Source organism: Limnobacter sp. G6BE5S (genome assembly GCF_058448965.1).
This window is the reverse complement of sequence record NZ_JBZFLM010000005.1, coordinates 201,447-213,938: the sequence shown is the minus strand read 5'-3', so window position 1 is coordinate 213,938 and position 12,492 is coordinate 201,447. Positions and strand designations below refer to the sequence as shown.

The 12,492-nt window shown below is 54.0% G+C and carries 11 protein-coding genes; 4 read left to right on the top strand and 7 right to left on the bottom strand.

Annotated elements, in window-relative coordinates:
• Position 1: 1 nt before the first annotated feature.
• Genes ACVL1J_RS10725 through ACVL1J_RS10700 form a run of 6 tightly spaced genes read right to left on the bottom strand, consistent with a single transcriptional unit; the run spans position 2 to position 5,957 of the window.
• Positions 2–997, bottom strand: coding sequence for a CobD/CbiB family protein (locus tag ACVL1J_RS10725; RefSeq protein WP_341236308.1), 996 nt, complete (start codon positions 995–997; stop codon positions 2–4).
• 4 nt (positions 998–1,001) lie between these two features.
• Positions 1,002–1,613 carry an NUDIX hydrolase gene (locus ACVL1J_RS10720; RefSeq protein WP_159572872.1) on the bottom strand — a complete coding sequence of 204 codons (612 nt, stop codon included), beginning with the start codon at positions 1,611–1,613 and terminating at the stop codon, positions 1,002–1,004.
• Positions 1,614–1,630: 17 nt separating this feature from the next.
• Complete coding sequence (locus ACVL1J_RS10715) at positions 1,631–2,821, bottom strand: FAD-dependent monooxygenase (RefSeq protein ID WP_341236309.1); 1,191 nt, start codon at positions 2,819–2,821, stop codon at positions 1,631–1,633.
• An 18-nt stretch (positions 2,822–2,839) separates the two neighbouring features.
• A complete protein-coding gene (locus tag ACVL1J_RS10710) occupies positions 2,840–4,228 on the bottom strand; it encodes an aminopeptidase P N-terminal domain-containing protein (protein ID WP_341236310.1) in 1,389 nt (462 codons plus the stop codon).
• Between the two features lies 1 nt (position 4,229).
• Positions 4,230–4,925, bottom strand: a complete 696-nt coding sequence (murU, locus tag ACVL1J_RS10705) for an N-acetylmuramate alpha-1-phosphate uridylyltransferase MurU (RefSeq protein ID WP_341236311.1) — start codon at positions 4,923–4,925, stop codon at positions 4,230–4,232.
• Complete coding sequence (locus ACVL1J_RS10700) at positions 4,926–5,957, bottom strand: aminoglycoside phosphotransferase family protein (RefSeq protein WP_341236312.1); 1,032 nt, start codon at positions 5,955–5,957, stop codon at positions 4,926–4,928.
• A gap of 98 nt (positions 5,958–6,055) precedes the next feature.
• Here ACVL1J_RS10700 and ACVL1J_RS10695 point away from each other — a divergent pair, with 98 nt between their 5' ends.
• The 4 genes from ACVL1J_RS10695 to rsmA are packed head-to-tail and all read left to right on the top strand — an operon-like array spanning position 6,056 to position 11,564.
• Complete coding sequence (locus ACVL1J_RS10695; RefSeq protein ID WP_159572865.1) at positions 6,056–8,353, top strand: LPS-assembly protein LptD; 2,298 nt, start codon at positions 6,056–6,058, stop codon at positions 8,351–8,353.
• Positions 8,354–8,384: 31 nt separating this feature from the next.
• Positions 8,385–9,755, top strand: coding sequence for a peptidylprolyl isomerase (locus tag ACVL1J_RS10690; RefSeq protein WP_341236314.1), 1,371 nt, complete (start codon positions 8,385–8,387; stop codon positions 9,753–9,755).
• Positions 9,756–9,765: 10 nt separating this feature from the next.
• Positions 9,766–10,788: a 4-hydroxythreonine-4-phosphate dehydrogenase PdxA gene (pdxA, locus tag ACVL1J_RS10685; protein WP_159572863.1), complete on the top strand. Its 1,023-nt coding sequence runs from the start codon at positions 9,766–9,768 to the stop codon at positions 10,786–10,788.
• On the top strand, positions 10,785–11,564 hold the full coding sequence (gene rsmA / locus ACVL1J_RS10680; RefSeq protein ID WP_341236315.1) for a 16S rRNA (adenine(1518)-N(6)/adenine(1519)-N(6))-dimethyltransferase RsmA: 780 nt from the start codon (positions 10,785–10,787) through the stop codon (positions 11,562–11,564). Before pdxA ends, rsmA begins: the two co-directional genes overlap by 4 nt.
• Here rsmA and murI read toward each other — a convergent pair.
• Complete coding sequence (murI, locus tag ACVL1J_RS10675; RefSeq protein ID WP_341236316.1) at positions 11,561–12,397, bottom strand: glutamate racemase; 837 nt, start codon at positions 12,395–12,397, stop codon at positions 11,561–11,563. The two genes, rsmA and murI, sit on opposite strands and share 4 nt — an antisense overlap.
• Positions 12,398–12,492: the final 95 nt, after the last annotated feature.

The following is a 12,492-nucleotide window of genomic DNA, read 5'->3' as shown; positions in this document are numbered from 1 at the left end:
CTTACAGCACGCTGCTGGGCAACCAGCCAAGAACTGCAAACGCCAAGGTCACCATTAACCACACCACGGCGCACTTGAATATAAGCTGACGAAACTGCTGCAGTGACTGAACCTGGGTTTCCTCACTCAGCACCTGCCCTTCTGACGCTGCTTTTGAAGCGGGGTCGAATGCATGCCCACCCACCAATCCCACCGCCGTAAAAAACACTGCGGTCAGCGGTGCCCTATTTGAAAAACGACTGTGGTTTTTCGCAGCTCGCCAAGCCAGTGCAGCATCGTCAAGCTGAGCCACCAAACCCACGGTTAAGGCCAACAAGCGCGCGGGAAGCCATTCCATGGCAAATAAAACAAACCTGGGACTAATCAAAGCCTTGAATTTATTGCTCTCCCAGGCTTCTTGCATGGTGGGTCGCTCGTGAGCAAAGGCCTGAGCCAACCAAACATCGCGCTCTCGAATCACACTCCAGTGCGCCATTGAATACACCACCAAACCCATTGGGCCAGGCAATACCAAAAACCAGAAAAACAGGCTGAAATACTGACGCAAGGCGCGCTCGGTGCCGTGGTAAATGGCGTGAAACACCAGCTCACCCGGGCGATGAATAACCGGCTCAGTGCCATCGTATTCTTTCATCCAGGTCAACAGCAATTCACGGGCACGGAAAAAATCGCCCTGATTCAAAAACAGTTGTGCATTGGTAAACACAACAGCAAAATGCCGAAAACGCAAACCGTACAGCAACAAAAATACGCTCAGGGTGCCCGCCGCGAGCGGGGAAACTGTCCACAGCACCTGGTACAAAAAGTACACGCCCAGCACCCAAAGAAGCATGGGCACCAACCACTGCAAATGCGCATAGCCTGGAGCACCCAAGGCTTCAAGGTTAATCTCGAGTTCTTGATTGAAACGATCAACCCAGTCGCGTGCACGGGTGAACAAACCATCGGGCAGGAAGGTTTCACACACCACAGCAATGAGCAGGGCCAGATAAGACAAAGTGTTAAGCCTTCGCGTGCAGAAAATGGTACAGGTTGCGCAGCATGGCGGCCGTGGCGCCCCAAATGAAATAGTTTTTTCCATTCACTGGCGAGTTGTACGGCATGGCGTAAAAAGTGCGTTCACCCACCGGTGTTTGCAAGCTGCGTTGCTGGTGGTTCTCAACATTCATTAAAAATGAAAGTGGCACTTCAAAAACCTCTTCCACCTCGAACTCATCGGGTGCCAGGGTAAAGCCAGGTTGAACCAGCGCCACAACGGGAGTCACCATGAAATTGGTGGCTGTTTGATACACAGGCATAATTCCAAGCACTTCAATGAAGCTCCGGGCCAGGCCTGTTTCCTCGACTGTTTCACGCAGCGCTGTTTCAATGGGCGTGCCGTCTTCTGGCTCGCAGCGACCACCCGGAAAACTGATTTGCCCGGCGTGGTCATTCAAATGCGCTGTGCGCATTGTCAGCAACACATACAGATCGTCTTCCCGCTGCACCAGGGGCACCAGTACCGCTGCATCGGCAGGTTCACGATCTTTAAAAAACCGTTCTTCAAGCGGCTCCGGCTGCCAAGGCAAATCGGACATGGCAAAGCGGGCACGCAACAACTCGGCAGACCACATGGGTAAAACGCTCCAGATTAGACAGCCAGGCCGAACAGCATTAATTCAGCAAACTGCTTTCGAAGGGGCGGCGTGAATTCCATCACGTTCAAGGCCATTTGTCGGCCTGCGCCCAGCAAGGGATTGTGATTGGAAAAACCTTTCACCATCCAGTCTGTCATTTTAACCACCACCTGCCGATCAGCCATCCTCGACTTCTCAAATTCGTCGAGCGCCGCACTCAATCGATGTTCTTGTGCAACAGTTGAGGGATCAATGCAGCGGCAAAGTTGCACGGCATCACGCAAACCAAGGTTCAAGCCCTGCCCTGCGACCGGGTGCAAAATTTGAGCGGCATTGCCAATCGCGACGCGTCGGCCTTGGACCAATTTGTCGCGCCAGTTCATACCCAAAGGAAAGCTTTTTCTGGGTCCGATGTGCTCAATAGAGACACGCCTGCCAAACTGTTGTCGAAGCTCAGCAGCAAACTCGGTGTCGCTGCAGGCCAGGCGCTTTTGAACTTGAGCCAAAGGTGCACACCACACCAGCGAATACTTGTGCTGGTCCGTCGAGATCGGCAACAAGGCCAATGGTCCTTCGGAAGTAAAACGCTCAAAGGCCAGCGTATTCAGGCCATCCAGCAAACCGGGCTCTACAGTAAGAGAGACCTCGCTGACCAATGCCCACTGGTCGTAATCCACCACCTGATCGCGCTCGCCTGATTCACCATACAAACCACCTTCAGCATCCACGCGCAAATTAACGGTGTACTCGGTGCCATCTTCAAGCTCAAGCACTTCAAGTGAATCGACTGCGCTGCGGTGCGCGTACTTCACATTGGCAGGCCGGAAAATTTTCACGCCGCGCCGTTCAAGCGATGCAGACAAACAATTCACCAGTTCGCCATAACGCACTGTCCACCCCAGTGCCCGCAGGCCCAGTTCATCGGCCTTCATGCGAACCTGACCAAAGCGAGATTGTTCAGAGACGTGAATGTGATGAATAGGCGTGGCATCGGCCGGAAAACCCAGGCTGGCCAAGCGCAGGCGGGTTGCGTCGGACAAGGCGAGAATTCGGGGATCTTGTGCGGAGGCGTCCAAAGGCTTGGCATCAAAAATTGCGATCCGGTTGGCATGTTCACCCCAGGTGTTGGCCAGCCAACCTGCAAAGGCCAGCCCAACCGGGCCTGCGCCTACAATGGCCACATCAAAATCGGTGTGCGAAGTCATTTTTTTCTCATTGTTTGCTTAGGCCGCCTTGTTGCCGCTTTTCTTGTGCGATTTCATGGTGGCATGAATTTCCGCAACGGTCTTCGGGGCGTCTGCCGTGTAGACATCGCATCCTTTCTGGGTCACCAAGGCATCGTCTTCAATGCGAATGCCGATATTTTCAAACTGTTTGGGCACACCCTTGCCTGGGCGAATGTACAGACCCGGCTCAATGGTGAGCACCATGCCCGCTTCCAGTTTCCGGCTGGTGTGTGGAGCCACGCCATCTTCAGGCTTGGCCGAAGGGTCTCGGTAACTGCCACAGTCATGCACATCCATACCCAGCCAATGGCTGGTGCGGTGCATGTAAAAACGCTTGTAAGCGCCGCTTTCAAGCGCCTCATTGAAACCCATTTTCAGCAGTTTCAAATCGATTAAACCTTGGGCCAACACTTTCACCGCTGCATCGTGCGGATCGTTAAAACGGGCACCGGGCTTGGTGGCTTCAATGGCGGCGTACTGTGCATTCAGAACCACTTCATACACGGCTTGCTGGGCCTTGTTGAACTGCCCGTTCACCGGAAAGGTGCGGGTGATGTCGGATGCATAACAATCAAGCTCGCAACCTGCATCGATCAACAACAAATCGCCATCGCGCATTTTGGCGTCGTTGGCCCGGTAATGCAGTACGCATGCGTTTGCGCCCGAGGCGACAATTGAACCATAGGCTGGTGCTTCAGAACCGTTTTTACGGAATTCGTAAAGCAACTCGGCTTCCACCTCAAATTCAAACTTGCCCGGCTGGCACACCTGCATGGCGGCAATGTGGGCATGCGCGGAAATATGCGCAGCGCGGCGCATGATGTCCATTTCAGTTTTGTCTTTGATCAAACGCATTTCATCGAGCGAATGGCTGAGATCAAGCACAGCATGCGGCGCTGAAATCCCCATGCGTGCTTTGCCTCGCAAGGTTTTCAGCACATCAGCCACCGCGGCTTCCAGGCTTTCGTCTTCACCCAAACGCAAAAACACGGCGGGCTGGTTGGCCAGCGTCTCGATCAGGTGCTCTTCAAGGTCTTCAATGCTGTGGGCTTCGTGCATGCCGAAGGCAGACTGCGCGGCCTTCGGGCCAAAACGAAAACCTTCCCAAATCTCTCGCTCTTCGTTTTTATCACGGCAAAACAGCACTGCACGTGAATTGCCAGTGGGCGTTACCACCAGGGCCAAACAGGCCTCGGGCTCGGGAAAGCCGGTGAGATAGTAAAAATAACTGTCCGAGCGAAACGCATAATCGGCATCGCGGTTGCGCATCACTTCTATACCCGATTGCACCAAGGCCACGCCTCCGCCCATCTTCTTCAATCGGCGAGCCAATTGCTCGCGGCGCTTGGCGTAAATCAGGGGATTGTGGGTGGGGTACCTGCTCATGCTAATGCTTCCTTACTGAATTCAATCGTTGGTTGAGTTCCTCAAGCCTTTCAGGAGTACCAATGTCCATCCAGAAACCGCTGAATAACTCACCTTGTACTTTGCCTGCTGCCATGGCTTGGCGCAACAGGGGAGCAAGCTTTGCAACCTCGCCCTCTTGGACTGGCTTGAACAAGTCCGGGTGATACACACCAATGCCTGAAAAAGTGAATACAGCCTCGCCAGGCTCGGCTTGCTTCACAGCCCTGCCCTGCAAGGCGAAATCACCTGTCAGGTTGTGGGGTGGATTGGGCACCATCACCAGGTGGGCCAACTGTTCTGGCTGCCATTCTTTTGCAATTTGCAAAGCCGTGGCGACAGGCCATTCACAGGCCACGTCGCCATTCATCACCAAAAACGGCTTGTCACCCAGCGCCGGCAAAGCCTTGCGAATACCCCCGGCAGTTTCAAGCGCAGTGCTTTCCGGTGAATACCGCAGCTTTAACCCAAGGCTTGAGCCATCGTTGAAGTGCGCTTCGATCTGTTGGCCCAAATGCGCGTGATTGATCACGATCTCGGTGATCCCCACTGCCGCCAGGGCCTCGAGGTGCCACTGCAGCAGGGGTTTACCACCCGCAGGCAACAGGGGTTTGGGACAGTGGTCGGTCAGGGGGCGCATGCGCTCACCGCGCCCTGCCGCCAAAATCATGGCCTTCATTTAAAACGTGTACCCCACTTTCACAGCCTTGTTCTCCAGGCGGTCCAGCAACAGCAACAGCGGCTTGAAGGCAATGTAACGCCCAGCCACCAAGCGCACGTAGCGCAACACCATGGGCAGGTCATTGAGGTATTGAGCCTTGCCGTCGCGATAATTCAGACGTGCAAAAATGCCCAGAATTTTCAAATGGCGCTGCAAGCCCATGAAATCGAATTGACGGTAAAACTCGCCGGGATCTTCGCAAATGGGCAAGCCTGCCTTGCGTGCTGCCTCCCAGTAACGCACGGTCCAGTCCAGGGTTTGTTCCTCAGGCCATTCAATGTAGGCATCGCGCAAAATACTGACGAGGTCGTAGCTTAGCGGGCCTTTTACTGCGTCCTGAAAATCAAGAATGCCAAACTTGGGTGCCGCGCCAGCTTCACTGGTCAACATCAAGTTGCGACTGTGGTAGTCCCGGTGAACGAACACTTGCGGTTCGGCCAGTGCACTTTGAATCAGCATGCCCTTGATGCTGTCCAGCCAGTTGCGCTCCTGATCGGTCAATTCGGCGCTGTAGTGCTTGCCCACATACCAATCATCAAACAAATTCATTTCCTGCAACAATTTGTCAGCACCGTAGGCTGGCAAGCCAGTGGTGGCCGTGTTCGCCTGCAAATGAACCAAATCGCGAATGGCTTGCATGTAAAAGGTGTCGTGCTGCCCGGCCCGGGCCACCAAGCCTTGCAGCATGGTGGTGTTGCCAAAGTCTTGAAGCAGTAAAAAACCGTCTTCCGGATTTTGCGCCAGTACTTCAGGTGCGTTTGAACCTCCGCTGCGCAACAGCCCGGCCACATGAACAAACGGGCGAACATCCTCTTTGTCGGGAGGGGCGTCCATCACAATCAAGGTTCGCGCGTTATTCGCCTCGCTTACCCGAAAGTAGCGGCGAAAACTGGCGTCGCTGGACGCCGCCTGCAAGGTTTCAAGGTCAAATTCGAAACCATCCAGGCCTGTCAGCCATTTTTTCAACATTTCTTGACGCAAGGCGCTCATCAAACCGTCCAATCTCTTTAATTTGTAGTTAGTTGCCTATAATAGTAGGATCCTATGGCGCTTGATCGATCCGTCACCTATTTGAGTACATACCCAGCTTGAAGAAAAGCAAAAAATTACTGCAAGTGCACTCAGTGCCCACCCGCCCCACAGCCATTGCCATTGCATTGTTCTGTCTGGGTGCACCCGCGCTTGCGCAAACCACCAGTGCGGAGCCACAAAAAGCCGAAGCCCCCACACGCCTAAAAATTGACGGTGGCCTATTGGGGGTGCGTAATCCGATACCCGAGGACGAAGCCACTTACATTTCCGCCGACCGGCTTTACGGCAACAGTGCCGAAGAAACCTTTCTTGAAGGCAACGTTGAAGTTCGACGCAACAAGCTCAAACTGTTCAGCGATTCAATCAATTATTCCCCGATCACTGACCGTGCCACCGCCAAAGGCAACTTGATCATTGAACAGGAAGGAATGATTCTCAAGGCCCCTGAGGGCTCTGTGAAACTGGGCACAGGCGAAAGCCAAATGACACAGCCCACCTTCGAGCTGAAGGAAATCAACGGCAAGGGCCGTGCTGACAAAATGCAGTATGACGGCATTTCCACCCTTACTCTTGAGAATCCCAATTACACCGTGTGCGACGTACCGAACCCGGGTGCGGCTGATCAAGGTGACTGGTACATTACCGCAGACTCGCTTGAAATTGACCAAGCCTCTGAAGTGGGCCGTGCGCGCGGCGCAAAAGTAGTGTTTCAGGGCGTGCCCATTTTAGGTGCCCCATACTTCTCGTTCCCAACGACTGATCGTCGAAAAAGTGGTTTTCTTCCACCCTCGTTTGGCACAGTGTCCAATAGCGGGCTTGAAGTAACAGTGCCGTATTACCTGAATATTGCGCCAGACAAGGACATGACCCTGTACCCGAAAGTCATCTCGGGCCGAGGCTACCAGCTGGGTACGCAAACACGCTACTTGACGCCCAACAACGAGGGCGAGCTGAAATACGATTATTTGCCCGACGACGAGAAAACCGGCACAGACCGCACGGCTTTGTCCTTGCTGCACAGATACGAGAAGGGCCCCTTCTATGCGGGGGTCAATTTCAATGAGGTGTCGGACGACAACTACTTCGTAGACTTCTCCCGCACCCAGGCTGTGGCCTCGCAACGTGTGTTGGTGCAAGAAGGCTACCTCTCGTACCGCCAGAAAAACTGGAATGCCAATGTACGCACAGTGGCACACCAAACACTGCAATTGTTCAACGATGTCATCGCCGAACCCTACGACCGCCTGCCCGAAGCCACGCTTGAGCTAAGCCCAACCCGCATTGGCGAGGCCAATGCATTCGTGTCGATCAGTGGGCAATACACCGACTTTGCGCGCCCATCCTCAGCACCCGCGCGGGTTGAAGGCTCTCGGGGCGTTACCCGAGCCCGGGTGTTCATGCCGATTCAGCGATCTGAGTTCTCGTTTACGCCCGCTGTTTCAGTTCAGACCACCAATTACGATTTACAAGGGCAAACTCCCGGGTCGCCCGCAGCACCGGGCAGTGTCATTCCAACTGTGTCGCTGGACAGCACCGTTTACTTCGACCGCAAAACAAGCTTTTTTGGTCGCAACGTAAACCAAACACTGGAACCCCGAATTTTTTACCTGTACACGCCATTTAAAGACCAGTCTGATCAACCAATTTTCGACACCTCGGTGACCGATCAAAGCCTGACCCGGATTTTTGCCGAGAACAGGTATTCCGGTCTCGATCGCGTTGGGGATGCCAACCAGCTGACGCTGGCTGTAACCAGTCGTTTTTACGACGAAGCCACCAGCGAAGAGTTATTCAGCGTGACAGGCGGGCAGCGATTAAACCTGAGCACGCCACGCGTGATCCTGCAGGGCTTTGAAGCCCCGACCACCAGCGATTCCGACTTTTTTGCCAACGCCCGTGGCCGAATCAGCCAGTCCGTATTTCTGGATGCCACCACACAGCTCAATGCGGAAAGTGGTCGCCATGAACGCGGCAACATCACGGTCAGCTATGCGCCCTCTCTGGGCAAACAGCTCAATTTTGGGTATCGATACACTCGCGCCCAAATTGATCAATTCGACATTTCTGGTCAATGGCCTATCTCTGACCGCTGGAGCGGGGTGGGTCGTTTAAACTATTCCATGTTGGACAACCGCCTGATCGAGGGTGTTGCCGGCCTGGAATACGGTGAAGGTTGCTGGGCGGTGCGCGTTATTGCGCAACGATTTGCCACGGCACCTTTGCTTGAAACGACCTCGCTCTTTGTTCAACTTGAGCTCAATGGATTGGGTCGCCTGGGGTCCAACCCCGCCGACCTGTTGTCTAGAAAGGTACCTGGGTACACGCCTTTCTCTTCCTCACAAATTACCCAATGAGCACCCACCAAGCACCCAATAAGCTATGAATATGAAGCACATTCAACACTGGTTATTCGCGATTTCCGCCTTGGCGGCCCTGACCCATGCGCAAGCGCAAGGCCTGAAAACACCCACAACCAACCTACCCTCAGGAAAGCTCAGCTCGGAATTGGGCGCAAGCAATGGTTCGAGCGCAGCAGCGATCGACGGCATTGTCGCAGTGGTGAACACCGACATCATTACCCGCAGCGAATTGAACCGACAAGTGGCTTTAATTGAAAGGCAGATGAGCCGCCGTGGCGCACCTTTGCCAGACCGCATCGAATTGCGCAAGCAGGTGCTTGATCGCATGGTGATGGACAGGGCCCAGCTACAGAAAGCAGAAGAAGTCGGCATTCGAATTGAAGAAGCCCAAATTGAAGCAGCCATGGCCCGCGTGGCCGAGCAAAATGGTTTGTCGCTTGAGGACTTTCTGGCACGTCTTCAAGAAGAAGGTGTTTCACCAGCCCGCTTCCGCGAAGAGGTGCGCAGCGAGATTACATTGAGCCGCCTGCGCGAACGCGAAGTGGAAGCCAGAATTCAGATCTCCGATGCAGAGATTCAAAACTATCTGGCCGCCCGATCGAAAGGTGGCGTGGTGGGCAATCAACCTGAAGTCAATTGGGTACAACTGCTGGTCAAAGCCCCCAGCGACGCCAGTGGCGCAACGCTAACCCAGGCCCGAGCCAAAGTTGAAGCCGTTGAGAAAGCACTGAAAGACGGAAAAACCGTGGAATCCATTGTGCAAGCCAACCCCGAGCTTGCAATTGACGGCACCGGGCAAATGGGTTGGTCTGGTTTTGATGCCGTACCCACGCTGTTTACTGAATTCCTGTCCAAAGGGCAGCCAAATGCGGTGCAAACCATCCGCAGCCCCAACGGCTTTCATGTTTTAAAAATGCTTGAACGGCGTGAAAGTGGTGCTGCCCTGGACAGCACGCCTGTGACACAAACACGTGCACGACACATTCTGATTCGCCCTGGCCCCGACATTACTGAGGCAGAGGCCAAACGCAGACTGAGCTTTGCGTTGGAGCAATTGCAAGGCGGAGCCGCAACATTTGAAACCTTGGCAAAGCGTTATTCACAAGATGGTTCCGCCGCCAAGGGTGGTGATTTGGGCTGGTTGTACCCAGGCGACACCGTGCCGGAATTTGAGCGGGAAATGAACCAGCTCAGTATTGGTGGTGTTAGCCCCGTGTTCCAGAGTCGTTTTGGCTTCCACATCATTCAGGTGGTGGAGCGACGCCAACAGGCGGCCTCTGAGGAACGCCAGCGACAGGCAGCGCGCCAAGCCATTCGAGCCAGCAAGTCGGAGGAAAGTTATCAGGAATGGCTGCGCCAATTGCGAGACTCGACTTACATCGAAGTTCGCCTTTGATGCAAAAGGCATGAACGAGGCCTTTAATCTCCCGATCCTTGTTACCAGCGGCGAGCCCGCCGGGATCGGGCCTGAACTGTGTGCCTTGCTGGCAGAAACAAGTCAGGCCAAGCGGCTAAACCGGCCACTGGTAATTCTTGGCGATGCTGACCTGCTTACAACAAGAGCCAGCAACGCCGGCATTGAACCCAAATGGCAACGAATAAATACACTGAGGGACATTGCCGCCAGCGATACTGAACCGCACGGCTACTATCTGCTGGACTACCCCCTTTCAGCGCCCTGCACCACCGGTAAGCCCAACCCGGCCAATGCACCCTATGTGCTGGGTCTTCTCAATATGGCCTGTGACGCTTGCCAGAACGGCACCGCTGCGGCCATGGTCACCGCCCCCATTCAAAAATCAGCAATTAGTCCCTTCTGGCCCGGTTTTATGGGTCACACAGAATACCTTGCCGAGCGCTGTGGCCAGGCAGAGGTGGTGATGATGTTGATGGGTGGGCAAATGAAAGTTGCTTTGGCCACCACCCACATTCCGCTGGCCAAAGTACCTGCGGCGATTACCCGTGAATCATTGACCAACACGCTTGAAATCATGCTGAAAGATTTGGGCCTGTACTGGAATTTGGCAAAACCGCGAATTCTGGTGACCGGCCTGAATCCACATGCCGGCGAATCGGGCGACTTGGGCCAAGAGGAAATCGAGACCATTTCACCAGTCATTCAGGCGATGCAGGCAATGGGCCACGATGTTCAAGGACCGTTCCCTGCTGACACCTTGTTTCAACCCAAATACCTTCAAAACAGCGACGCTGTGCTGGCCATGTTCCACGACCAAGGTTTGCCCGTGCTTAAACATGCCAGTTTTGGTCAGGGGGTGAATGTTTCGTTGGGTTTACCCATTATTCGCACCTCGGTTGACCATGGCACTGCACTTGACTTGGCCGGTACCCGCAACATGGACGCCGGCAGCCTGAATGAAGCGATAGAATGCGCGCACCACATGGACCTTTGCCGCGGGAAAGCGCAATGAAACACCAAGCAAAAAAACGATTTGGCCAACACTTTTTAACCGATCAAAGCGTGTTGTCGAACCTGATTGGCGAAATGCGACCACGCCCAGACGATACCCTGGTTGAAATTGGCCCTGGTTTGGGTGCGCTGACATTTTGGCTACTTAAGGCGGTCAATCACCTGCAAGTGATCGAAATAGACCGGGATTTGGCTGAGAAGCTTCGCACAGGGGCCTGGAAAGACAAACTCACGGTTCATGAAGTGGATGTGTTGAAGTTTGATTTCGGACAACTCCCTGCCCCATTTCGCGTGGTGGGCAATCTGCCATACAACATTTCCTCGCCTATCTTGTTTGCCTTGCTCGAGGTCGCAGATCGAGTCATCGATCAGCATTTCATGCTGCAAAAAGAAGTCATTGACCGCATGGTGGCCACACCGAAAACCAGCGACTATGGCAGGCTGTCAGTGATGTTGCAGGCCTACTACGACATGGACCACTTGTTTGACGTTCCGCCCGAGTGCTTCGACCCACCGCCGCGTGTCATGTCAGCAATTGTTCGGATGGTGCCAAAACCAATCCATGTGCGTGCACAAATTCCCGGTGAAATTTTTAGCCGTGTGGTCAGCACAGCGTTTTCGCAGCGTCGAAAAATGTTGCGCAATACCTGGGCCAATGTGGTGCCAGATCACATGGCTGCAACGGCGGGTATTGCACTAACGGCACGCGCCGAAGAAATTGCACCCGCGCAATTTGTGCAGGTGGCGCAAATGCTGGCCAGTCAGGCCAACAATTAAACCAGTAGTTGATGTACCTTGGCCTCGCGCCATTCACTACCCAACAAGTTCACCAGCTTTTTCTTGAATGCGTCAGGCTGACCCGTTGTGTAAAATTTTACACGCTCAATTGCAGGGATACTTTCCTGACGCATATTCAGCAGGTTTTCGGACTCCAGCCTCGCCTTGAGTTGCTTGGCCACGGGTAAGCCTGTCTCTATCACAGCCACGCCCGGCCCAGCCAATTTGGAAATCAAGTGCGCCACGAAGGGATAATGAGTACAGCCCAGCACGATCACGTCAGCCTGCTTTCGAGTTAACTCAGCAAGCACAGGCTTTAACAAGGCCTCAATGGAATTCTCGGGCATGGGCGACTGCTCGATCAGCTCAACCAAACCCGGACATGGGTGCGCAATCACTTTGGCCAAAGGGTCGAACCGTTCAACCAGCGTTTTAAACCGCTCACTGGCCACCGTGTTGGTGGTGGCCAATATTCCAACCACCCCGGTTTTGGTCATCATACTGGCGGGTTTTACAGCCGGTTCAATTCCAACAATTGGCCAGTTGGCGTGGGCAGCTCTGGCTTGGTTGGCACCCGCCGCCGTCGCGGTATTGCACGCCATCACCATGGCTTTGCACCCCTGATTGCGAATCCAGTTAGACAGGGTGAGCACCCGATCGGTAATTTCATGTTGCGGCTTGTCACCGTAGGGCAAGTAACGCTCATCGGCAACAAACTCAAAACATTCGCCTGGCAAATGGCTCAACATGGCCTGTAATACAGACAAACCGCCTACCCCTGAATCAAACACACCCACAGGGGATAGGGGCTCAAGCAACACGCCATTCGCCATTCAGCACCTTTGAAATACAGGGTAAATCAATGCTTGTTTTCATGATTTGATTCAACCAACAAATATTAAAATGTAACTTGCGAATAATTTAACAT